The 25,278-nt window shown below is 55.5% G+C and carries 16 protein-coding genes; 7 read left to right on the top strand and 9 right to left on the bottom strand.

Annotation, left to right across the window (positions count from 1 at the left end):
• Positions 1–48 precede the first annotated feature (48 nt).
• From H6B30_RS08455 to H6B30_RS08445, 3 genes are all read right to left on the bottom strand, one after another.
• On the bottom strand, positions 49–2,739 hold the full coding sequence (locus H6B30_RS08455; protein ID WP_205109547.1) for a hypothetical protein: 2,691 nt from the start codon (positions 2,737–2,739) through the stop codon (positions 49–51).
• A gap of 62 nt (positions 2,740–2,801) precedes the next feature.
• Positions 2,802–4,538 carry a tetratricopeptide repeat protein gene (locus H6B30_RS08450; protein WP_205109545.1) on the bottom strand — a complete coding sequence of 579 codons (1,737 nt, stop codon included), beginning with the start codon at positions 4,536–4,538 and terminating at the stop codon, positions 2,802–2,804.
• Between the two features lie 185 nt (positions 4,539–4,723).
• On the bottom strand, positions 4,724–5,101 hold the full coding sequence (locus tag H6B30_RS08445) for a hypothetical protein (protein WP_205109544.1): 378 nt from the start codon (positions 5,099–5,101) through the stop codon (positions 4,724–4,726).
• An 814-nt stretch (positions 5,102–5,915) separates the two neighbouring features.
• Between H6B30_RS08445 and H6B30_RS08440 the strand changes: the two genes are divergently transcribed.
• Positions 5,916–7,595, top strand: coding sequence for a tetratricopeptide repeat protein (locus H6B30_RS08440; protein WP_205109542.1), 1,680 nt, complete (start codon positions 5,916–5,918; stop codon positions 7,593–7,595).
• A 414-nt stretch (positions 7,596–8,009) separates the two neighbouring features.
• Here the strand turns inward: H6B30_RS08440 and H6B30_RS08435 are convergent, their stop codons facing one another.
• Positions 8,010–8,195: a hypothetical protein gene (locus tag H6B30_RS08435; RefSeq protein WP_205109540.1), complete on the bottom strand. Its 186-nt coding sequence runs from the start codon at positions 8,193–8,195 to the stop codon at positions 8,010–8,012.
• Between the two features lie 186 nt (positions 8,196–8,381).
• Here H6B30_RS08435 and H6B30_RS08430 point away from each other — a divergent pair, with 186 nt between their 5' ends.
• From H6B30_RS08430 to H6B30_RS08415, 4 genes are all read left to right on the top strand, one after another.
• A complete protein-coding gene (locus H6B30_RS08430) occupies positions 8,382–9,695 on the top strand; it encodes a TolC family protein (protein ID WP_205109538.1) in 1,314 nt (437 codons plus the stop codon).
• A gap of 277 nt (positions 9,696–9,972) precedes the next feature.
• The gene (locus H6B30_RS08425) at positions 9,973–11,004 is read left to right on the top strand and encodes an HlyD family secretion protein (protein ID WP_205109536.1); all 1,032 of its coding nucleotides are present in this window, start codon (positions 9,973–9,975) and stop codon (positions 11,002–11,004) included.
• Between the two features lies 1 nt (position 11,005).
• The gene (locus tag H6B30_RS08420; RefSeq protein WP_239483768.1) at positions 11,006–12,658 is read left to right on the top strand and encodes an efflux MFS transporter permease; all 1,653 of its coding nucleotides are present in this window, start codon (positions 11,006–11,008) and stop codon (positions 12,656–12,658) included.
• A 216-nt stretch (positions 12,659–12,874) separates the two neighbouring features.
• Positions 12,875–14,020, top strand: a complete 1,146-nt coding sequence (locus H6B30_RS08415) for a DUF362 domain-containing protein (protein ID WP_205109534.1) — start codon at positions 12,875–12,877, stop codon at positions 14,018–14,020.
• Positions 14,021–14,257: 237 nt separating this feature from the next.
• Here the strand turns inward: H6B30_RS08415 and H6B30_RS08410 are convergent, their stop codons facing one another.
• From H6B30_RS08410 to H6B30_RS16800, 3 genes are all read right to left on the bottom strand, one after another.
• Positions 14,258–14,587, bottom strand: coding sequence for a DUF3467 domain-containing protein (locus tag H6B30_RS08410; RefSeq protein WP_205109532.1), 330 nt, complete (start codon positions 14,585–14,587; stop codon positions 14,258–14,260).
• 273 nt (positions 14,588–14,860) lie between these two features.
• Positions 14,861–17,263 (bottom strand): hypothetical protein, encoded by a 2,403-nt coding sequence (locus H6B30_RS08405; RefSeq protein ID WP_439116965.1) that lies wholly within the window; start codon positions 17,261–17,263, stop codon positions 14,861–14,863.
• Positions 17,158–17,697, bottom strand: coding sequence for a hypothetical protein (locus H6B30_RS16800; protein ID WP_439116963.1), 540 nt, complete (start codon positions 17,695–17,697; stop codon positions 17,158–17,160). Before H6B30_RS16800 ends, H6B30_RS08405 begins: the two co-directional genes overlap by 106 nt.
• Before the next feature lie 899 nt (positions 17,698–18,596).
• Here H6B30_RS16800 and H6B30_RS08400 point away from each other — a divergent pair.
• Both H6B30_RS08400 and H6B30_RS08395 read left to right on the top strand, forming a co-directional pair.
• A complete protein-coding gene (locus H6B30_RS08400) occupies positions 18,597–19,139 on the top strand; it encodes a hypothetical protein (protein WP_205109528.1) in 543 nt (180 codons plus the stop codon).
• A gap of 545 nt (positions 19,140–19,684) precedes the next feature.
• Complete coding sequence (locus H6B30_RS08395; RefSeq protein ID WP_205109526.1) at positions 19,685–20,128, top strand: tellurite resistance TerB family protein; 444 nt, start codon at positions 19,685–19,687, stop codon at positions 20,126–20,128.
• Between the two features lie 188 nt (positions 20,129–20,316).
• On the opposite strand, the gene H6B30_RS08390 is transcribed toward H6B30_RS08395, so the two are convergent.
• Positions 20,317–22,359: a leucine-rich repeat domain-containing protein gene (locus tag H6B30_RS08390; protein ID WP_205109524.1), complete on the bottom strand. Its 2,043-nt coding sequence runs from the start codon at positions 22,357–22,359 to the stop codon at positions 20,317–20,319.
• A 719-nt stretch (positions 22,360–23,078) separates the two neighbouring features.
• Complete coding sequence (locus tag H6B30_RS08385) at positions 23,079–24,605, bottom strand: leucine-rich repeat domain-containing protein (protein WP_205109522.1); 1,527 nt, start codon at positions 24,603–24,605, stop codon at positions 23,079–23,081.
• Between the last annotated feature and the right edge of the window lie 673 nt (positions 24,606–25,278).

Below are 25,278 nucleotides of genomic sequence, written 5' to 3'. Positions count from 1 at the left end.
AAGGTTTCAGAGCTTATGCAGCATCTTTATCTCGACATAATCGCAAACTCATTTGTACACCACGGCACGCCCGTCGGGCGTCATGCCCTCCGCCGACACTACTATGCTACGGCACGACGAGTTGTTGTACAGCTCTATGGTGGCACGCCCGCGGCTGTCGGCCTTCACATCGGGGTTCCAGTAGAGCGTGCGGCGGTGGTCGGCCTCCTTCGGCATAACGCTGTAGTCGGGCATGCTGAACGTTTCAACACGGCTGTAGCCTTCATAAAACGTGCGCCTCAGGCCGGTAGCCCCTTGCGGAAACACATGGTGGGAATACACGAATACCGTCACCGGGCTGTAGCCCTCAAGGCCGGAAACGCGGACATAGTGCTTCCATATATCATCGTCCTCAGAGATGAACACCGACATGGCCTCGTCAAGGTAATAGGGCATCATCTCCGAAGAGCAATAGAATATGTGCCTTATGTCGCGCAAGGATATTGACGCCGGGGCGCTCGATATGCAGTAAAAGTTGTTGTTGAGTATCCATACTACAGGGCGATTCTTGTAAGACAGGCCTATGTTCTGGAGGTTGAGCACATGGCCTATGGCCCTTTCATCGTAACTGCCACGCTCTTGTTCAGCAGAGACATACACTTTCGCATTGGTGACAAGAGACACGCCTATCTTGTTTTGCTCGTCGAAATCTGCTTCCAACTCTGGTTTCAAACCATCCATATAGTCTGTTGAACCGCTGAAGAAACTGTTCTTGCCTGCCAGCCACGCCATGAACTCGGGTGTTTCCTCGCCGCGGTCGTATATCTCGTCGGCCGCCTTGTCGCAGTCATAGCGCAGGTAAGACTTGAATGCGCCACGCTGCTGATTCTCCCACGCTGGGCGGGCGTTGTCAAACGGGCGGCGACCTTTCACCTTCACCTCCTTCAGCGTGTGCACCCGCTCGTCAATCGACAGTCCGCCCGCCAGTATCCTAAAGTCACGCACTGCCTGTACGTTTGGCCGCCGCCCGACATGCTCATGCCGATCCATCTCCTGCGGCGAAAGGGCACGCGCTGCCGGCGAGAAGTTGCGGTCGATGGCCACGCGGTAGTCGCGCGGCTTGCCTTTGGATGTGGCCGTGTTGAGGAGCATGGCCCACTCACCCTCGCAGTCGGGAAGCCTGAAGGCATAACGCCCCGCGCTGTCGGTCACGGCGACGCCTCCCATGTTGCTGCCGTCGCGTTTGTAGAGAGTGGCCGTGAGCCGCACCCCGCCAAGGGGGTCCTTACGCTTCACGCGGTGAAGGCCACCGTAGAGATAAAGGCCGTCCTCTATGGGGTGGCGCCTCTCGAAGCGGGCTGTGCCGTCCATCTGACTGATGTCGTAGCGGCGCCAACCCTGGACCATCATCAGGAGGTCGGCGGCGCGGCGGTGGGCCTCGTCGTCGGACTCGAGATAGTATTCCGGGCGGTGGATGTAGCCGCGAAGGTCTGACGTGAGCAGAAGCCAGGTGGCCGCGTCGCCCGCGCTGCCGTTGACATCGCCGGCTGCGTCGCGCACCGACACCGAGAACGTCGTCCCGGGAACAGTGCGCGCCTCAAGCCTCAGCTTGCCGCAGGGAGAGAGAGCGCCAACGGCATTCACCGACACCGTGTCGACACCGCCGCGGGGATGGACGAACACCATGCGCTCGGCCACGATGCGACCGTCGGGGCGCAGAAGCGCCAGCTGGCTCACGCCAGGCGACATGTCGGCCTTGGGGAAGCGGCGGCGGGCCGCCTGCTCTCCGCCGCCGATGATGTCGTTGCCCTCAACGTTGCCGCCGTTGACAAGAACAAGGGCCAGCGGAACGGCAAAGCCACTCGTGCGACGGATGTCCACGTAGACGTAGTCGCTGTCGACGGCATCCACCGACATGACGCAACCTTCGGCATCGGCCGCGGGGAGCGTGAAGCGGTGGCGGGCGCCCTTACCGTCTGTCAAGAGCAGCGTGGCGGGCTCTGCGGAGGGCGTGTAGTCGAACACGCCGCGGCCCTCGCGCAGTGTATGAACCGACACATGGCGACCGCCGGGAAGCACGAGGGTGCCAACGGCGTCAATCGGACGGCCCGAGCCATCGGTCACGGCAAAGGCCACGCGCGACCCAAGCCCGGCCACCAGCCGGCCGCCCTCGGGATAGAAGTCGACATTGAGAGCGCTGCGCCCAACGCTGTCCTCCTGCCTGACGCTCGGAAGACGCTTGCGGTGGTCGGGCACGGCTATCGACGGGTGGCCGTAGTCGCCGGGCTCCTTGGGCGCGTCGAACACTGGCAGGACGCGCGAGAAGGCCCACCCGGAATCCCAGTTGAGCATGTAGCGGGTGTAGGCACGCACCTCGTAGAAGCCGCTCGTCAGAAGCCTGTCGAGCTTTATCGAACCCGACCCGCGCCCGCCGTCAAGCCTCACCTTGCGCGTCTCTATCACTTCGCCCGTAGGGTCGAGCAGCTCTACGTAGAGCACACGGCTCATGTCCGACAGGAGCCCGCGGTCGGTGCGCACCACGTAGGCACTGAACCACATCGTCTCGCCGCGGAAGTAGCCCGTGTTGTCGAAGTGAAGGTAGGCCTTCTCCTGCGGGAAAAGGCGGTTGAACACACCGATGTTGCCGACACGCCCGCGCAGGCTGTCGGCCAAGCCTGCGCCACCGCCACTCGCACGGCCTGCGGACGCCGCTGCAAGAAACAAGGCTACGGCCAGAACCTTAATGTAAACTCTACTCATCGCATTTTTATTTTCGGTTCAATGAACATTCAACAGATAATACAGGTGCTTGTGAATGACAATCACTCCGTGCCGGCCGATGCCCCGGAGGCATTGCCGACAAGCTCGAAATACATGGGGTTGCCGGGCTCTTTCCGGCTACGGGACTTGAGGCTCAGCCTGCCACGCACCTTGCCGCCACAGGCTTCGAGCGCCATGTCGCCAAAGTAGTAATACTGCTTGCCGCCGCGGACATAGCGGTCGGGCATGGTCAGCCCACCTTCGGTGAACACCAGGCGGCCCCCGGAAAGTGTACCGCAGAACTTGGCCGACTCGTCACCTACCGTCAACGTTCCAGAAAGTCCGCCGCCAGTCACGCCGTTTAACGTCATTGCAAACGGGCGCTCATCAAGGATGTACTTGCCGCTCCAGTCGTAGGTGGCGATGAAACCCCGATAATCACCGGCCGGCAAGTCAACGGCCACTGCAGAAGGGCGTACGTCGGGAAGGCTGTCGGGGATGTAAGAATACCCGGGGGCATTGGCATAGACATCGTGCATGTACGTCTCCTCGTGCGGACGCATCAACTCCTCGGAAGCCTCAGGGCAATGCATGCGCGCAGCACGCTGAAGGCTGTTAACTGCCAGCAATGAGTCTTTTGCTACGCCATACCCGTTACGTAGGAACACGCCGAGCATATATAGCGATTCTGCATCAGGCCAATTGGCGGCAGGCAAAAATGCAAGCACGGCATCGCTGTAGCTCTGTCGGCAACCAATACCCTTAGTCAGCATATAGCCCTTATAATACATACAGTTCTTGTCATGCACATCCGCTCCTAGACTGTAATAATAATATGCTTTGCTGACATCCTGACAAACGCCACCTTTTCCGTCCTTGTACATATCGCCAAGAACTTTATATGCCTTGCCGTATCCTGTCTGCCCGGCTTTCCTCAACAGCATTACGGCCTTCGCTGTATCACGTTTTACTGAATTATCAAAGACATAAGCCACCCCAAGATGAAACATCCAATATGCACTCGAATCCTTTTCGACTGTCTTTTCTAGGATTTTCACCGCCCAAGCTCTGTCTTTTTCAGAACTCCCAATATCATCTAGAATCTTCAGTGCACTGCGGGATGAAGCATATACCTCTTTTGTGGAGTAACGGTGTGGCCCGGCAACTTCAGAGCCTTCACCCATACCAAAGCCCCTCTCCTTTTTTCTGGTGAATCGCATTAAGTCTCCTACCTGCATTACACCGTTTCCTAACGTCACAGGCAGATTGTTCCATGTCCATAGCCCCATCTTTTCACGCCTTATCATTTGAGCCTGAATGGCAGCATGCCTCTCTGCTTTATCAAACAGATTCCTCTCGGTGTTCTTCCAATAAAACTCAGCCCTGCTTGCGCCCGCATCAGGATCTTCCGGATATTCCAGCCCTGTATTAATATATACATGAACGTCAGCAGTGTCAACAACAGTTGTTATTGTACTGCCATCAAACCTGTAAGTTCCTTTCACCTTTATCAACAAAGTCTGGTATTTCGATTTATACCGCATCCACTTTGGAGCTTTCAGCGCACCAACAGCACTTGCCTCGCTTGAGCGTCTAGACACCATCTCACCGCTAATTCGAACAGTGAACATACCGTCATTATCAAACTTGCAATATCCATCCAAATCACCATAATAATAAGCCAGCCCCAAGCTGTCAAGATATGCATTGGTGCAATACCACTTGCCAACGATGCCTTTTGCTTGTACAGACATTAGCAAGGAAACGGTAAGATAAAACAACGATAATAATTTCTTCATGTTATTTTAGTAAAATATCTGTAACATTATCGTAAGGCTCTCATTTTAAACACCTACACTTTGGCCACTACCTCATCACCCAAATCGCCTGCCGGGGCGATGCCGCCACGCGCCCCCATGGCGCACAGCGGCAACGCAAGCAGAAGTGATAATATCAATTTATGCATGTTCATGGTAAAGACATATCACTCGTTAACGGGCAGCTCTGCCACGGCCCGTACCTGTCCGCCCACCTTAACCCTCACACTGTAATCAGCTCCGGGCGCAGCATTATGAATCATATAGGTGACGGTTGCCTTGCCTGCCACGTTATCAACATCTGAATAAACCACGCGGCCCGACTCCATAATGTCCACCTGAGATTTATCAGCACTGCCATTATAGAATACCGTAAACTTACCTTCACCGGTCTTTATGTCAACCGGAGGAACTACACCTACATGGTCGCGATCATAATCGTTATCACCTCCCCACTTGGTCACTTCAAGATCAGCGGACGCAAGCATTGCCAGCCATGGCAAGAGCGCGACGCCCAATGACAAAATTCTTGTTTTAGTAATCATAAATTTATAGTTTTTTTTGTTTCAATTGTCGATGCAAAGTTAAGGCGTTTTTCTGACTTTTGCAACAGGCAGAAATTTTGGTGTGACATAAAAAAAGTGCACCTGCAGCCAAAAAATCCCGCAATTACGGGGGTTTTGAGAGATTGGCGCATGGCATAAAAGCCCAGAAACAGGATAAAATGTCACAAAAAAACTTTTCATACCCATCAATAATATCAACAATAAGCAGCCTTTGAAAATCGATTGCGAACGGATTGTGCGCAGTAACGGCCACGTTTTTCAAAGCGCGAATAGAGAGTGCTAAGGGCCACACCACCAACGAGGATTTGGAAAACAACCCGGAAAAGCGTGCAAGATGATTGAACCCCCATCATCCATCAGGCCGCCAGTGATACGTCACAGTATCCTATCTTGGCTTTCCAAGTGCCTTAATGCTTTTGTCGGCATCTTGCCAACCGCTTTGTCTCGTCGTAGCCCGCTACGCTTTCGCCAACGTTGGCAGCCTATCTGCCTGGCAACGGCATCAAACCACTTTGTTATCTAATGGCCGATTTGGGTTGAAAAAACAAGGCCGGTGACTGAAAGATGGCTACGCAAAAGCCCGAGGCAAACCACTTAGAACCATGCCCTCGTCACCGTGCCGGCATCGTCGGCAGCAACCATGTGTGGCCCCTGCAACGCAAGATGCGGCACTCCTCCTGTAAGCGACTACGGGAAAATCAAGATGCTACCCTATTTTTATTGCATGAAAAGACGCTTATTACACAAAAATAAGTTAACTTTGCACAACTTAAAACATAAAATACATAAAACAATGAGATTCGGCAGAACAATATTACTAACCACATTCATATCCATATTGGCCATAATGGCAGGATGCACGCAAGGAACATCCGAGGCGCGCCTGGCACAAATAGACTCTCTCTTGGAGAGAAAGCTCTACGACTCAGCCCGTGCGGAATTGAGCCGAATAGCCCCAAGCGACCTGAAATCAGAAGAAGACATTGCCCATTACAACCTGCAGAAAACAAACCTCTGCTTCCGAAATGGCGAAGTGTTGCCCAATGACTCGATGATAGACATAAGCATAAAGCACTACAGGCAGAATGGCGACAAGCAAAAATTGGCTCGATCATTGTATTTCAAAGGACGCACACAATATGACAGAAACGAAACAAAAAATGCCTTAAGAAACCTGCTCGAGGCCGCAGGCATAGCCAAAGAGACAGGCGATGACGCCCTAAAAGCCAAGATATATGCAAGCCTTGCTTACTTCAACAAGAGACTTGGAGAAAACAGATATGCCCTGAAATATATAAAACAAGCGCTAATATATGCTGAAAAAATCAAGTATGACAAAGCTTTTCTAATACCAGGAATCTACATGCAAGCATCAGACATATACGGCAACCTGAAAGACACGGCCAATGCAATAGCGTACATTGAGAAATGCATACCTTACATCGAACACACAGACTCTTTTGGCAAGGCAAACATTTACAGCGGGCTGGCCAATATATATAATGTGAAAGGCGACTTCGAAAAGGCAAAGAAGTATGGCGACATGTCGATAAACCTTAGGCCGAAACACGACACCTACTACATACTCTCAAAAACTTACAAGAATAAGGGCGACATGGCCACAGCCGACACGATGATAAAGCAAGCCATAAAGACGGCCACGCCAAACTATAAGATGATGATGATGGCAGAAATAAGGAAAGAGAAACAGGGCCAAGGCCGATACAAAGATGCTGCCGCGTTGGGCGACAGCATGATGAGCCTGAACAACTCTATAACGAGAAGAAACCAGGCTGACAGCATCATCGAGATACAGGCCACATTCGACATTGCGCAAAAAGACAGGCAACAAATTGCCAAGCTGAAGCATGGCATAATCTGCATAGCCATTGTGGCCATTGCATTGATTGCCATATCAATAATGAAACAGTACACCCAAAATGCCTTGTTTAAGAGAAAGATAAGGAAGGCCAAACATGAACTGCAGGCCATAATCGACAATTACAGCGAATTCAAAAATATATTGTACAACACATTGAACGCGGCCGCCGAGAGTAACAAGGGCAACGCCGAAGATGGCCCAAAGGCCGGGCAGCCGGAGGAACGCCCGCAGGAAACAATGGCGCAAGCCCCCAACCGGGCCGAAGGCATAGCCCCCGAAGCCCGGCAATGCCTGGCAGAAATGTACGAAATGACAGACTACGTCATAATAAACAACAACTGCATAGCCAAATGGAGCAACGACAAGACGGCTCGCTTCATAGGCTACTGCTGCTGCGCAATACCGGGGCTTAACGACAAGATGGAGAACGACTATACCAACCTGACAAAGCAAAACAAGCTAATGCTTATATTCATTTACCTAAACAAAGAGAAGGAAGACATCTGCAAAATAATGGGGCTGAGCGAAAGCGCATTCAGGCAGGCCCAGAACAGGCTGAAGAAGAAAGCGAAAACGGCTGCGGCAGCGTAAGCCCCACCCACCCCGGCCATGGCTTGCTGCCAACCGAAAGCCGGCAATGCGGTGACGGGTGGCCACACCGGCATGGCACGCCGCACGCCAAAAGAGGCAAGGCCGCAAACTGCCACAGCCACCGACAGTGGCACACCAATGCCCGGCGCCCCGACAAGGCAGGCAACGACAAAGGCCGAACCGGCTTGCCAAACGGCCCTGAACGCCATGCAATACGGGCCGTTTTACGACGTGAAACGGGCCATATTGCGAGGCAGGCAGAAAAGCCCTGGCAGACAGCGACTTGGCAACCTGATGCCACCCGGGGCCAAGACGGCAAGGCAAACGGGCGACACATCATTGTGATGGCGCGCAACAAGGGTTAAATTACGTGAAAACAAGAAATCCGGAAGTTACGTACTATCCTTATTTTTATTATTTTTGCAGCCTGAAAAATGGAATGACCGGCAAATGAGTGCTTATAAAATCATTTACAGAAACAAGATTCACAGTTTCCACTTCTGGGGCGTCGCCGCTCTGATTTAGCGACGCCGCACGGTCTTTCCAAACCATATCCACACCGTAAACATTAAGTAGGTGTTCAAAATTAATTGCCATCAAATTGTGCGCTATTTCGGAGATGCATGCCAAAGTCTGAAGAGAGAGCGTAGCGGGCTACGCGACCGATGAGGCTTGGGTATGCGGCCCGAAAGAGCACACAAGATGGTGGCAAAGACATGGAAGACACCTGCTAGGTCAATTATCTCGGTTAATTTTTAACAGCTACTTAACAAAACATCTTTATTTATGAGCAAAACAAAAGGGCTCATAGTGCTGCTATGCTCTGCAGCACTGTGCAGCCATGACCTTCATGCCCAGCCGCGCACAATGGGCATCGACGAACTGTTGAGCCTGGCCGATGCCAACAGCCAAAGCATCAGGGCCTATACCACCGGAACGGAAGCGGCCGGCGAGGCCCTCAAAGCGGCCAAGGCAAACCGCCTGCCCTACATCAGCGCATCGGCATCGGCCAGCTACCTGGGCAACGGCAGGCTGTGGGACAGAGACTTCGGCAACGCGCTGACCATTGGCATGCCTCACTTCGGCAACAACTTCGCCATAGAGGCCCGCCAGACCATATATGCCGGAGGGGCCATCGACGGCAGCATACGCCTGGCAGAGCTGGGCCGGAGACAGGCCGAACTGGACCGGGAGAAGAACCGGCAGGACACGCGCTTCGAACTGCTGGGATGCTACCTCGACCTGTACAAGCTGAACAACCAGGCCCGGGTGCTGGAAAACAACATTGAACTGGCCCAACGGGTGATTGCCGACATGAGGGCGAGGCGCGAGCAGGGCACGGCCCTGAAAAACGACATCACGCGCTACGAACTGCAGGTGGAGTGCCTAAGGCTGCAACTGACCAAGGTGACCGACGCCGCAACCATAGCAAACCACAAGCTGACCACCACGCTGCACCTGCCCGTGAGCACGCTGATTGTGCCGGACACGGCCATGGCAGGGGCTGAAGTGGCGGCAGAGGGCGAAGCCTACTGGCAGGCCATGGCCGACATGGGCAACATTGACATCAAACAGGCCGCCAACGACATAGAGGCCAACAGTCAGAAAGCCCGGCTCGAGAGGGCCGGGCGGCTGCCAAAGGTGGCCATGGTGGCTGCCGACCATCTGGACGGGCCCATAACAATCGAGGTGCCCGCGCTCGACAACAACTTCAACTACTGGTTTGTGGGGCTGAGCGTCAGCTATGACATTTCGTCGCTGTTCAAAAACACGGGCAGGCTGAAGCAGGCCCGGCTCAAGGTGAGGCAGGCGGCCGAAATGCACAGCCTGGCCCGCGAACGGGTGGAAAACGCCGTGCAGGCGGGATACACCAACTTCATGACGGCATTCAAGGAGGTGGACACCCATGAGAAGAATGTGCAACTGGCCGACGAAAACTACCATGTGACTAACAACAGATACCGCAACGGCCTGGCCTTGCTCACCGACTTGCTCGATGCGGCCAACGCTAAGCTGGGCGCCGACCTGGCACTGGCTGACGCCCGCATCAACGTGATTTTCAACTATTACCGCATGAGGTATCTTACGCATACGCTGTGAGCCGAGGGAGGGATGGATTGGGAGGTAGAGGGAGTTATGAGAAGGCAGAAGGAGTTAGAGGACAATTGCCACGGCTGGATGCCCGGGAGGTAGAGTGAGTTATGAGAAGGCAATGGGGAGTTAGAGGACATTTGCCACGGCTGAATGACAGGGAGGTAAAGGAGCTGGAGGAGCTGGCAGACAACTGCCTTGGCCGGATGCCTTGGGAAGACTGTAGAGGCGGGAAGCATATACTGAGCAATAACAAACATTAAACAACAATACAAATTGCATGACTATGATTTCAAGAAATACTAAAAAGAGAATATACAACACTGTGGTGATAGCACTCATTGTGGCAGGACTGGCGTATGTCTGCTCCCGGTTTGTGCACCCGGGAGTGGAATACACCGACAACGCACAGGTGGGACGACACATCACACCGGTGAACTCGAGGGTGCAGGGCTTTGTCAAGAAGGTTTGCTTCGAGGAGTACCAAACTGTGCACAAGGGCGACACGCTGGTGATAATAGAAGACGCTGAGTTCCGCCTACGGCTGGCGCAGGCCGAGGCCGACCTGGCCAACGCCACCTCGGGCAGAAGGGCCACGACAACGGGCATTGCCACAACACGGAACAACCTGTGGGTGAGCGACGCCGGAATAGACGAGGCCAAGGTGCAGATGGACAACGCCGAGCGCGAATGGAAGCGGTACAGGCTGCTGCTGGCACACGACGCTGTGACGCAGCAGCAACATGACAATGTGAAGACGGCATACGAGTCGGCCAAGGCCCGCTACGAGGGGCTGACGAGGGCCAGGCACTCTACGGCCCTGGCCAAAGACGAACAGGGCCACAGGCTGGAACAGAACGAGGCGGCGGTGAGGGTGGCCGAGGCTGCCGTCGACCTGGCACGGCTCAACCTTTCGTACACGGTGATAGTGGCCAGCTGCGACGGAACGACCGGACGCAAGGGCATACACGAGGGCCAGCTGGTGCAACCGGGACAGACGATGGTTGAGATTGTGGACGATGCCGACCTGTGGGTGACGGCCAACTACCGCGAGACGCAACTCAACAACATCAGCGTGGGCGACGAGGCGGTGCTGACGGCCGACGCCGTGCCGGGCGTGACATACACAGGAAAGGTGGAGGCCATATCCGGAGCCACCGGCGCCGCCTACTCGCTCATACCGCAAGACAACGCCACGGGCAACTTTGTAAAGGTGGAGCAGCGCGTGCCGGTAAGGATAACCCTTGCGGGCAACGACGCCGACAAGCTGAAGAGGTTGCGCGCCGGCCTCAACGTGGAATGTAAAGTGAAGCACTGACATGGGAGCACCGGTAACCAACGGGCCGTTCGCCATGCCCATGATGCGCCGCGCTGTGCCGCGCAGGCTGCAACCGTGGCTTTACGTATTCGTGGCCGTGACGTTCCAGCTGTCGGGCGGACTGTACCTCGGCACCATGGCCGAGATGATGGGCGAGACGACCATGATGCGCGAAGACTTGCTCATGTGCCTCTACGCCAACCTGGCGGGAATGGCCGTCTACTTCCCTATTCTGTTCAGGATGAAGTTCAGGTTTACCAACAAGACGCTGCTCGCAGCGGCCGCCACGGGCGTAATGGCCTGCAACCTGGCCGCACCGCACATATCGTTTCTGCCGCTGCTGTGGGCAGTGTGCTTCGTCGAGGGCGTGTGCAAGATACAGGGAACGTTTGAGTGCATGTCGACCATACAGCTGTGGATGACGCCCAACCGCGACTTCACTGTGTTTTTCCCCATGCTGCATATCGTGATACTGGGAAGCATGCAGGTGGCCGACATAGCCGCAACCACGCTGATGCACCACTACCACTGGACGGCGATGCACTGGCTGGTGGCAGGACTGATGATGGCCGACCTGCTCATAATAACGCTGTGCACCCGCCACGTCCGCATAGTGAAGAAGTTTCCGCTGGTAGGCATCGACTGGCTGGGGGCTCTGCTCTGGGCCCTGTTGCTGCTCGAAGTGGCTTACATGCTGGCCTACGGCGACTACCACGACTGGTGGGCCAGCCATGTGATGATGGCGGTGGCGGCCGCGGCGGCTGTGACCCTGGCGGCATGCGTGGGCCGTATGCTCCACATTCGCCACCCGTACATAGAACCGCAGATGTGGACTTACAGGCACTTGGCGGCCATACTGCTGCTCATCACAGTGGTAGAGATGCTCCTGGCGGCAGAGAGCTCGCTCGAGGAAGTGTTCTATGAGGGCGTCATGCACTACGGCGCCACGGTGAGCATGAGGCTCGACTGGCCTGCGCTGGGCGGCATAGTGGCGGGCTGCCTCTTCGCCTTCCGGTGGATGCACGTATGGCGGCTGGGCTACCTCAGGCTGCTGGCGGTGGGCATAGCCGTGCTGGCCTGCTACCTGGCGGGGTTCTATTTCACCCTGTCTGCCGACATCCACATATCACAGCTCTACCTGCCCGTGGCCTGCCGCGGATTTGCCTACGCCGTGCTCAGTGCCACGTTCATGGTTTGCCTGGAGGAGATCATGACGTTCCGCCACTTCTTCCAGGCTCTGAGCGTGTTCAACATGCTGCACATGGTTGTTGGCGGCGTGACGGGGTCGGCCATTTACACCGAGGCCCTGCAGTATCTAACGGCCGACAACACGGCCCGCTACGGGGCGGCGATAGACCGTGTGGCGATGCCCGGAGGCACTGGGGCCGTGGCCCGGATGATGGCGGAGTTTGTGCCACGCACGATAGAGGTGGGCCTAAAACAGATTTACGGCTGGTGCACCTACGCTTGCCTGGCGCTGCTGTTGCTCTTCATGCTATACGACGCGCCCATGCGCCGTGAGCTGAAAAAGATGCCGAGCTGGAGGCGGCTGCGCCGTGAGGAAGCCGCCGAGGTGGCCGGAGGGCACGGTGGCAACGCCCCCGACGGCCACGCGGAAAGCAGGTCGCAAGCTAAGCCCATGGCCGGGGAATGAACGGGCGGGCGCAGGGCCGCAGGCAAAATACCGACGGGACGGGGCAAGAAAAAGTAATGCGTCTACACAGATAACCACAGAAAAAGGTTAACTTTGCATTGTCTTTGAATAAGATTGGCGGCACCCGGGCAACTGGCGGGCAAGCCCGCAGTGGGCCCGCTTGCATTATCTCAGAACAAAATACTTTATGAACGAAAACGACAAGGAGCAAACACTATGAACGAAACTGTGACGAAAGACACATCAAAGGTGTTCTTCACCGACTTCCGCTGCCGCCCCGACGAGGGGCCGGCCGACAAGCTGAAAAGGCTAATCAAGGCCGCCGGCATTGGCAACATCGACATGGACGGCAAGTTTGTGGCAATAAAGATGCACTTCGGCGAGCTGGGCAACATGAGCTTCCTCAGGCCGAACTACGCCCGGGCGGTGGTCGACGTGGTGAAGGGCCTGGGCGGGAAACCGTTTCTCACCGACTGCAACACGCTTTATCCCGGCAGCCGCAAGAATGCCATCGAGCACCTGTACTGTGCGTGGGAGAACGGATTTACACCGCTCACCGTGGGCTGTCCGGTGATAATTGGCGACGGGCTGAAAGGCACCGACGACGTGGACGTGACTGTCAATGGCGGCGAATATGTCAAGGCGGCCAAGATTGGGCGCGCGGTGATGGATGCCGACGTGTTCATATCGCTGACCCACTTCAAGGGCCACGAGATGACGGGTTTCGGCGGAACCATCAAGAACATTGGCATGGGATGCGGCTCGCGGGCAGGAAAGAAGGAGCAACACTGCAACGGAAAGCCGCAGATTGACCCCGGAAAATGCAGGGGATGCAAGCGATGCATGGCGGAATGCGCCAACGACGGACTGCACTTTGACGGGCAGACGCGCAAGATGAGCGTGGTGACAGACAACTGCGTGGGCTGCGGAAGGTGCGTGGGGGCATGCAACTTCGACGCTATATCGTTTTCTAACGACGCTGCCGTGAAGGAGCTCAACTGCCGTATGGCTGAATACACCAAGGCGGTGGTGGACGGAAGGCCAAACTTCCACATATCCATTGTGTGCGACGTATCGCCAACGTGCGACTGCCATGCCGGCAACGACGCGCCCATACTGCCCGACGTTGGCATGTTTGCATCATTCGACCCCCTGGCCCTCGACCAGGCCTGCGCCGACGCTTGCCTCAGGCAGACGCCACTGCCAAACACTCAACTGACCGAAGCCATGGCGTCACCACACTTCCACGACCATCACGACCACTTCGACAACGCCAACCCCAACACTGAATACAAGACGTGCCTGGCGCATGCCGAGAAGATTGGACTGGGAAACAGGAAGTACGAAATAATCAAGAGGTAATAATTAAGAGTCAAAAACGGCTCACCAGATAAATCCAGGGTTTATCGGGTGGCCCTTAAAAATTAAGGGGTAAGAATTAAAAAATAAGAGTCAAGAGTTAATAGAAATAGTTTTGTGGTCTGCATTGCAGCATTCGTTAAGATATCTCTTTAAACTCTTAACTCTTATTTTTTAATTCTTAATTCGTCTCTCTTTCGCTGTTAATTCTCAATTTTTCAATTCTTAACCCTTAATTCTTCACGCTTCTCCCTTGCCCACGTTGAAGGGTGCAATGGTGCGGGGGCCGGCCTCCTGCTGTGAAGGTATCTTTATCTGTCCGAACTCGCGCTCGTAGCGAACGATGTTCTCCTGCAGGGCCATGAGCAGACGCTTGGCGTGCTCGGGGGCCAGGATGACGCGGCTCTTCACCTGTGCCTTGGGCACACCGGGAAGGATGCGCGCAAAGTCGAGCACGAAGTCGCTGCTTGAGTGGGTAATTATGGCAAAGTTGGCATATTCGCCCTGTGCCTTGTCTTGCGGCAGTTCAATCTGCAACTGCCCTTGCTGCTTGTTTTCGTTTTCGTTCATTGTTGTTCTGTTATTGTTTAAAGTTAAGTGTGTCAGTCTGTCGCATAAAGCAAGGCCATGCGGCTGGCATATGGAAAAAGCCTCCATAAAGCAAGCCCACCTTGCGTATGCATTGCAAAGGTAGCGATTTTTATCCATAAAGCCAAAGGCCCGCGGGTGTTTTTTTACACCATCCTACGCCGGGCACGACCAGCCATGCCTGGCTGGCCCTTGCCCCCCGACATCACACAGGCCCTTGCTCGGGGGCACGGCAGCCGGCAATGCACAGCCCCGTCATTCACCGACAACCATGGTCCCCGCTGGCGTGATGCCCTCGGCAGACACCGCAAGGCGCCTGCTGAAGCCATTGTTGTGGAAGTGAAGCGTGGCCCGTCTGTCGCGGCCCACAACCACATTCGGGTTCCAGTATACAGTGCGGCGACAGTCGGTATGCTCCGGCAGCGGCGCATGGCTGTAGTCCGGGCAGTAGAACTCTACGGGGCGGTTGAACCCCGCGAAGTTGATGCGGTAACCCATGAACTCGGGCAGCGAACTGCCGTCGGCATAACGCCCATCGGTGATGAAGTCGAAAATGGAGGTTACCGGGTGGTCGTTCTCTTTGGGCATTGATGAGCCATGCTCCGGCAAACGTATGCGCCTGTAGGCCGACACGCGCTCTCCGAACCGGCCGGGGCTGTAGGCCAGGCGCCTGTTGTCGTTGTCGGCATAGATGCGCAGCAGCCTGAAATTCTCGTCATGAGGAAAGAACCGGTATCCCTCGGGCAGGTTGCCGGCAGAGCCAACGACCGCCCTGTAGCCCCTGTCGGGAGAGAGTCCGTTGACAAAAGCCCTGTGAGTGCCGTCAAGGCCGAAGATGTAGAGCAGCTCGTAGAGGCCGCTATAGAAAGGCGCGCTGAAGCTGTTGCTGTTGACCGACCTGCACTCGAGCCCGCCGAGGCCCCGGTACTGATTCCAGCGAAATGGCTGTATGTCGCCGAAGATGCCCGACAGCCACGCCATAAGGTCGTCGATGTCGGCCACGCACACCGGGCGCGCATCAAGGAAGTTTGTCCACCGGCGCCTTCTCACCTTGTCGATGCCAGCCATGACATAGCTCCCGCTCAGGCTGTCGTAAGCCACATACTTGCCAGGACGGCCGGTTGTGGCCATGAACGCCCGGCCGAATATGTTCTCGTCCCACGGGTCGGCCAGCGCCGCCGTCTCGTAATAGCCGTAGTCCTTGGGCAGCGGCGACCATTGATTAAGCGGCTCTACATGCCTGCCCAACAGGTGGCCCGGACGCCTGTTGCGCCGCTTTGGGTAATTATGACCGGCTATGTCGCCCTTGTCTCCACCTGCGCTGTCTCGGTTGAGAGCCAACGACAGTCGGCCACTGCCGAAGAAAGGAGGGAACGACAGGGTAAACAAGCCGTCGCTGCCCACACGGCACTCACCGCCGAAAATGCTGTCGGGCGAGAGCACCATCTCCGAAAACACCCACAGTTTCTTGCCGCCCACCGGCTTCCACAGCGTGCGGTCGCGCCACCCGCCGTCGTCGAGCACCCGCCCGCGGAACACGAGCGAGCGCTCGGCCATGGGCATTGGGCAAAGGCTGTCGCCCGACATCATGAGCTCGAAGTCGTAGCGCGTCCACCCCTGCACCATCATCAGCAGGTCGAGGGCCGAGCGGTGTTCGGCATCGTCGGCCTCGAAATAATATGCCGGATGGGGCACAAAGCCCTTTATCTCTGACGACAGCAACAGGTATGTAAGCACGTTGCCAGTGGCGTAGGTGGCCTCACGGCTGTCGGCATCGGTCACAGCGAGCGAGAAAGTGAGCGAGTCGGGCAGCCCACGGCCACCCACCGGCGCGACAGTGCAATCGAGCGTCACGGGAGCGTAGGGCAAAACGCCGGCCGAATCGCCCCGCAAGGCCACGCGTAGTCGGCATCCGGCCATGTCATGCTTGTTGACAAAGGCCATGCGCTGGGCCACCACACGTCCCGCGGAAGTATAGAGTGTGACCACGTTGACGCCCGTACGGAGCAGGGCGGTGTCTACAGACAGCACCTTACCAAGCGACGAACGCAGGTCTACCACACCGGCATAGCCCGTCTGTCCGCGGCATGTCACGCTGAGCCCAAGCACCATGCCCTCTGTGCGGGCGTTGCGGACAACGCTGATGCGCAACCCCTTTGCCGACGGGAACACAGCGAGCGAATAGCCGCGGCGGCGGGCCTTGGGCAGCGGGAAACGATAATCGCGCCCGCCATAGGCCAGTTTCAGCTCAAAGCCGCTGACAAGCAGGTCGGCACTGTCGGCATCTGCCGTTGCCGAAAACATGCCCCGCCCGGCATAGTCGGTCTTGAAGCACCCGATGGAGTCGCCCCCACGCATCAGCGCCCCGGCCACATTGAGCGTGCGCCCAGCTTCGGTACGGGCCTGAAAGGCTATCCGCGTGGGCACACCGCTTACGAAATTGCCACCCTCGGGATAGAAATCAACGTGCAACCCGTCGCCCGCCGTACGTGCAAGCGCCGACGTGGCCTTCGGCTGGCGCAACATCCGCCTCACCGAATAGCGGCAACTGTCTACCGGCTCGTATATGGGGAACACCCGACTGAACACACCGGCATTGCCGTTGAGATAGCGTTGGAAACGCTCACCGTAGTGTATGCGCGAATCGCGGCTGCGCAGACGGCTCCACCCATGGCTGTCGCCGGGGTGAAGTTGAGCATCCATGCCGTATATGCCCTTACCTCATAGAACCCAGCATTGATGGTATCCGACAGCTCAAACGACCCGTCGGCCTGACCGCCTCGCAGTGGCAGTTTCTGGGTCTCCACGGGATAGCCCATCGGGTTGAGCAACTCGACGTAAAGGATGCGGCTGAGAGGCGCGGCACGGAAGTCGCTCCCGCCAACCACGTATGCCTTGTACCAGATGCGCTCGCCCTTGTAATATGACGTGTTGTCGAAGTGGAGATATACGCGCTCCTGCGGATAGGCAGCGGCAAAGCGGTCGAAATTGGCCTGGCACACGGCCAACTTGAGCGAGTCGGCACCGCCGGCCCACGCTACCCCGGCTGATGTCAGGGCGAAGAGAAATGCAAACAGAACTCGTAACGTCATAAGGCAAACACCTATTGGCAGGCGCCACATACAGCCATACCTGCATCGCTGAAAGCATGCAGTCCTGCCCGAGGGCTGTGGCAATGGCCATTTCTGCCATCGACGCACACCCGACACAAGGCAAACTGCACGCCCGGCAGCAATGGCAAAGATACGTATTTTTGACGAAAGCTGCAACTCCGTGGGGGCCTCAGTGTAGCCGTCTGTCGGTTATTTTATCAATATCGGCTCATCGTTTCGCCGTATGCTTGCCCTGGCACCGACACCACACGTGGCAGACACCGCCCACCTATTGCCGCCGCGGCCATTTGCCGCCCCAGCCATACCAACCTTTTGACACGGAATGAAGGGGTCGGCATGCCGTCTTTTCAACTCAAGGCCGCTCGATGGCAGCACCCTGTCAAGGCACAGAATAAGCCCACACAACACTTGCAACGGCAACTAAAGCCATTCAACGGACATCAAACAGGGAAACTAATTATTCGGTTTCACGGCAGATTCTTGCGTTTAACAATTTTTGTACCTCATGAACAAACCGTGCTGTTTTAATGAATTACTTTTGTGAATGACATACAGACAGACATCAGCACACACTGCAAGGGGCAAGCCCATGGCGCTTAATACCATGGTGCTGAAGCCACAACGATAATGACCAATGCCAACATTCAAGCCCAACAGGCAGGCGGCACCCTATACAAACCCATTGAATTGCCGTGCAGATTGGCCTGTGTCGCGGCCTAAGGGGCAACAGGTTCGGCTGCATCAGATGCACCCCCAAAAGGCACTGACGGGTATGGGGAAATCCGGAATAGAAGATATAAACGCAAACAACAACCCTTGTCGGCCTGACTACCGGCCGGGGGGCAATGCATAACAACAATAACTAAAAACTTCTTCGTATGAAAACCTACATTTGCACACTGCTGCTGAGCATGGCATTTGCCTTTGCACATGCACAGACTGAACCGGAATTTGAGTTGGAACCGTATGTGTTCAACCTGGCAGATTCGACACTGGCGTCGCCCCTACCCTGCGAAAGCGCCTACAGCAAGGCCAAGGCCGCTGCGTCATTGTATCTTACCGGCATCGGCAAGGTAAAGTCGTACTACTACATCAAAGGCGAAAGCTCGCCACTAACGATAGACAAAAAGAAAAGCAACATAATAATCAACACCGGGGGCACGTCGCCGCAACAGACGCTGAGCATCATCAAGCTTAGCAACATGGGCACAAAGAGAAGATGGAAGACAGGAGAGGCCGGCACGTTTACCGGAGCATCTGCAAACGAAGACGACGCCGTGGTGCTGAAATACAAGAGATACGGCAGCGAGTCTGTCATCATCAGCACGGCCGGCCTTGAGCCCGGCGAATATTGCCTGGCCATAACAAACATGATGACAAACACCAAGTCGGCCAAGGTGTATACATTCAGGATTGAATAAGAAACAGCTCATTGAACGATGGCTGCTTGCCGCCAAGCCAACAGGATGGCGGCCATGGCTGCGCCAACACCACATGGCGGCCGGGCCACAAAAAAAGCAAGACCGCCGTGCATGGCTTAAGCGCCCGTGTGATGACTGGCAAACGGCCCACCCTTTTTTACGCTCTTCATGCCTGCCGCCTTGTCTCTGAGCTACCCGTTACACAGAGACAAGGCGGCAGGTCAACCAACCCGACAACAAAACCAAACCGCTTTTGGCATATAAATGCCTAAGGCTGCTGCCATTGCAACAAAGGCAAAGGCAGCACAACTACACGTATATCTACAGCAAACCTACGCAATGCCACCGAAAGTGACACGCAAGCCATTGACGGAAAAAACCGATGAACGCATTGTTCAATACCATCCAAGCCCTTATTCTGTATCACCGCAATATCCGTAAGTTAACGTTTTTTATCAATGGGGGGGGGGATTATACAGAATATAACTAACTTGCAGCCGAATATTTGAATAAACATTATTACAAACACCTAAACATTTATCATCATGGGACTATTTGATAAACTTTTCCAGGCTGCGCCTGAACAGACAAAGCTGACGCAACAAGAAGCCTTCGCCGGTATAGCCGTAGCCATAGCCGGGGCCGACGGAAGCATAGCATCGAGCGAATGGGACGGAATAGTGAACTACATCCAGAGGTTGCGCATATACGACAACTTCTCAGACCAAGCTTTCAACAAGCTGTTTGACAAACTGTTCAGGATATTGAAGTCGCAAGGGGCGGGAGCGCTGGTGAAAGCTTCGGCCGAGGAGCTTTCAGAAGAACTCAGGCTTACGGCATTTGCCTGTGCGGTAGACATAGCACTGGCCGACGGCGTGCTCGAAGACAGCGAGAAAGACATCATCAACCAGCTGGCGTCAGCACTGGCCATCCCCGAGAATACGGCAGTGTCCATCATCGAGGTGATGCTGATAAAAAACAAGGTATAGCAAGGCTGTCCGGCAGCTGCACTCGGCAGCCACCAACAGTACTGGCTGCCGCTGCGCCAAGCCGGCGCCAAGCCAAGGTGGCAGAAATCATACGCAAGACAAAGACATCCATCCCGCCTGCTTTAGCCGGGATGGATGCCGCTTTTTAAAGACCATATACCAACGGAGGGGCGAGCCCTGCGCCACGGTTACCAGACCACCTTCTTGCCACGGCTGATTACAATGCCCTTGTAGCCGTTGCCAACCCTCACGCCGCCGAGGTTGTAAACGCCGTCGGGCTCATCCCGTTTCACATCGGTGGCTTTTATGCCGTCGGCCACATCGGCGGTGACCTCCCAGCCCTTGGCCACGGCAGAGGCCACATCTGCCGACGACGTGCCGGGCATGTCGCTGATGTTGAGCTTTCGGGCATAGGCCTTGTTGAACTCGTGTATTGTTACGCCTGTCACGTCGGGCAGCGAATGTATCACAGCGTCTATCTGCTCTTTGCCCATAAGGTTGCCTTGCATTGACAGTCCTGTCAGCCCGGCGTTGCCGGTGATGTCGAGGTCGGCAAGCCTGTTGTTTTCAACCGCCAGCCACTCTATTTCGGAGTTTTGGGATATGTCGAGCACCGATAGCTCATTGCTTGCCAACTCCAGCTGGTAAAGATAAGGATAGCCGGCAAGGTCGATTGATGAAAGGCGGTTGCCGGAAAGCCCCAACTGCATCAGGTCGCTTGCGCCGATGGGCGGAAACTGTGCCAGCTTGTTGTTGTTGAGCGACAGAATGACGAGAGCATTGTTGTTAGACAGGTCTATCGACTCCAACTCATTGCCTGCGGCATGCAGTTCTTCGAGCGAGCCACAGTATGAAACGTCGAGCGAAGCCAGTTTGTTGCCATCGAGAGTGAGCCACGTGAGCAACGGCTGTATGCCCATTTCAACCGTGGCCAACTCGTTGCCGTCGGCATGCACCTCTTCCAGCGAGCCACAACCCGACATGTCTATCGACCTCAGCTTGTTGCCACGGACAGAAAGCAGCACCAGCGAGGGCTTGCCTTTAAGGTCCAAAGCCTGCAGCTCATTGTTGTCGGCATTAAGCTTTCTCAGTGCCCTGCAGCCCGACACGTCGAGCGCGCCGAGATTGTTGTTGTGCACATACAGCACCTCGAGCCCCGAAATGCCGCCCAAGTCGACCTGCGTCAACTCGTTGTTGTCGGCTATCAACGTCGTTAGCGCCCCACACCCGGACAAGTCTACGCTACGCAGCCTGTTGCCGGCAACATGGAGCGTGGACATCGCCGACTTGATGCCAAGCACCATCGACGACAGTTCGTTGTCGTAGGCAAACAGTGATTTAAGCGCTCCGCAATCCGACACGTCGAGCGCTTGCAACTTGTTGCCGTTCAGTCGAAGTGACTCAAGTGCCAATTTGGTGCCAAGGCTTATAGACGACAGCTCGTTGTTGGCGGCGTTCAGCTCCTTCAGGCCCGCGCTGGCCGACACGTCGAGCGAACTCAGACGGTTGTGCTCGACGAGAAGCGTCTCGAGCGCAGGGTTACCGCTCAAGTCTATCGACGACAACTCGTTGTCTTCGGCGCTCAGCACCTTAAGCGCCTCACATCCAGACAAGTCGAGCCCGCCGATTTTGTTTTTCTCGACATAAATGCCCGTAAGCTTCGAGTTATTGCCGAGGCCAACCGAAGTCAGTTCGTTGTCAAAAGCAATCAGCATGTCAAGCGAACCACAGCCGGACACATCGATTGCAGACAGTTTGTTGCTGCCCACGGAAAGCACTTCGAGCAACATCTTGCTGCCCAACACAAGCGACCTCAGCCCGTTGTTGGCCACGTCGAGTATGCTAAGCGACGGACACATGGAAACGTCAAGGTCTGCCAGGTTGTTGTTGGGAACTTTTATCACGTCCATGTCGGGCTCGTTGTTGATGACAACACTGGTGAGGCTGCGTTTGTCGGCATGCAGCATCCTGATGTTGCTGCCATACACCCTCAGTGTGTCGTCCATTAGCGTGTTCGACAAATAGCCACCGTAGTCATAATCTCTCCTGACGCCATCTCCCCAATCCAACTGGAATGTCGAGGTGGAGGCTATGCCTATTTCAACATTATCGCCTACAAGGGTTTCTGGAAACACGAGCAACATATCGGGCTTATCCCTTTCTTGTGCATGAACCGAAAGGCATGCGGATGCCAAGGCACCAAGCAACACTGATTTAAACATTCTTTTCATAATTAGTATAATTTTAAATGAACATTGCAAATATATACAAAATAATGATTGACACATATATTATATAGGTGTTTTTATCGTCGAACAGAGCCTTTTTTATGTTTTTAACAATAATAAGACAAATGCCATAAGTAGGTGGTCAAAATTAATTGCCATCAAATTGTGCGCTATTTCGTAGATGCATGCCAAAGTCTGAAGAGAGAGCGCGGCGGGCTTCGCCACCGATGAGACTTTGGCATGAGGCCCGAAAGAGCACACAAGATGGTGGCAAAGACATAGATGACACCTGCAAGGTCAATTGTATCGGTCAATTTTGAACAGCTACCTATAAACCTGCAACGGCCTACATGCCGCATGAGGCGAGGCTTTTCGCTTTCATCATGCAGCAACGACGATTAGGCACAACCGCCGCCACCGGGGCAGCAAACCGGCCCCGGCGCTACCCGCCACGCCACGGCCACAGCCAGCAAGCCACAGGCCGGGCAACACCCCGAAAGCGCCCACCTGCGCAACAGACCCTCGAGGTGCCTGCGGAATTGCATCGGGCCACGGCTGCAGGAATGGCACTGAACGGCAGCGCCCCCCGTCTCATCTGTTCGATGATACGGGGGGCGCCCATAATCCAAAGCGTGGAACAGCCCGGCACGTAATGCCCTGCCGGAGGATAATGGCGCTGGCACCATGCACCGACGCACCGACGCCAAAGGCATGCAGCCCGATTACCTTACCACTTTCTTGCCGTTGCTGACCACAACTCCCTTGTAGTCGTCGCCAACCTTCATGCCGCGCAGGTCGTAGGCGTCGGCAGAAACCTCCGGCCGGACTCCGGCCGGGCGTATGCCGTCGGCCACATCGGCGGTGACCTCCCAGCCCTTGGCCAGGGCAGAGGCTACGTCGGCCGACGACGTGCCGGGCATGTTACTGATGTTCAGCTTACGGGCAAACGCCTTGTTTTTGTAGTTTATTTCCACACCGCTGACATCGGGAAGGGCAGATATGACCCCGTCTATCTGCTGCTTGTCCAAAAGGTTGCCCTGCACCGACAGTCCTTGCAGGCCCGCATTTCGGGTTATGTCAAGACTGCCAAGCCTGTTGTCTTCTACAGCCAGCCACTGCAGGTTGGTGTTCTTTGTGACGTCAATGGCAGAAAGGCTGTTGTTGCCCAGCTCCAGCCAATACAGATATGGATATCCCTCGAGAGAGATTGATGTGAGCCTGTTGTTGTCGAGCTTAAGCCAACTGAGGTATTCGGCCCCAAAGGGCGGGAATTCGGTAATGCGGTTGCTGCCCAACTTCACCTGCTGCAGACGGGTGTTGGCCGACAGGTCGACAGACTCGAGTTCATTGTTGCTTGCAAGCAGTAGGGAGAGGTCGCGCAGACTGCCGGTGTCCAAGGCCCTGAGCCGGTTGTTCTCAACGTTCAACCACCTAACCTTCTTGTTGTTGTCCAAATCGAGCCCGGCCAGTTGGTTGTCGTAGAGATACACACCCTCAAGATACAGGTTGGCGGCAAGGTCGATGGCTGTCAGATAGTTTCCGTTGGCCGTCAACGTCTTCAGCGACTGGCATGCCGACACGTCGAGCGTGGCCAGCCTGTTGTCTCCCACAAATATCTCGGTAACACTGTTGTCGCCTTCAAGGTTTATCGCTGTCAACTCGTTGGCGTTGGCACTCACGTAGTCGAGTTTTGTGCATCCGTGCAGGTCTAACTCCGAAATACGGTTGGAGTCGCATATCACCTTATAAAGCACGTCGTTGTCGGTGGGAAGGTCCAGCCGGGTAAGCTCATTGCATGAGACGTCAATCTGGGATATGTTTGTCCACTTGCTCACATCGAGCGCGCCCGAGAGCCGGTTGCGGCTCAGGTCGACAACCACTGCCCCCGCTTTGTTTTCATCGCCCAATGTCACTTGCGTCAGTTCATTGCCGCTAAGGTAAAGGCCGCGGAGCAAGGGGCACATGGAAACGTCGATGGTCGACAGATGGTTGTTGTTGGCAAGAATCTTGCTCATTGACGGCTCATTGTTGATGACAATCCCGGTGACATCGCAATTGTCGGCAAGCAAAATCATGATGCCGTCGCCGTAGACCTTGAGTGTGGTCGACTGAAGCGTGCCTGAGAAATAGTCGGCACCGTCGTAATCTTTCATCACGCCGTCGCCCCAGTCCATCTTGAACGACGATGTGCCGCCAATGCCTATCTCCACTGTCTTGCCCACGAGAGAGTCGGCGAAAGTTATCAACATGTCGGGCACCGCCGTGCTTTCCGCATGAAGCGAAAGACAACTAAGGGCCATAACGCAAAGCGATGTAATTTTTAACATAACCTTTTTCATATCGCATAATTTTAGTATTCAGCGCAAATATACATAAAAGATGGCCAAGTTGTCTTTCCAACCGGCAAATTCTGTCGACAAAGACCCATTTTTCATGTTTGTTTCGCCAATGCCGGCAACCGGGCCATGCCGGGCTGCCCCCACACTGCCACGGCCGCAGCCGCCTTGCTTTGACGCCGACGCACCGTACTCCACGAAACAGGCCCCGGCGCCCCGCGAAACGGCCCGTTTCGGCCTGCAAGACGGCCCATACGGGAAGCCCATACGGCACGTTTTTGCAACGCGCTGCATGGCAGGGCATTACCAAAGGTGGAAAGCATGGGGGTGCTTGGGCAGCTTGCAGATGTTGATGCCCAAGCGCGACATATAGCGCACGACTACGGCGGGGCACAGCAACAATGCCGTCATACACACCGGCCATGGCGCCACAAACACCCAACAACATTGTAGTGCAGACCGGGCACCGTCCTATGCCTCAGGCCAGAGGGCCGAGGCCGCAACAATATGGCATTGTGGCCGCCCTCCAACCGAAGGCGGAGGGATGAACAAGCCGAAGGCAGAGCCATGGCCCGTGGCAACCCCA

It is taken from the genome of Marseilla massiliensis (assembly GCF_016899955.1).
GTDB lineage: Bacteria > Bacteroidota > Bacteroidia > Bacteroidales > Bacteroidaceae > Prevotella > Prevotella intestinigallinarum.
This window is presented reverse-complemented; position numbering and strand designations above follow the sequence as displayed.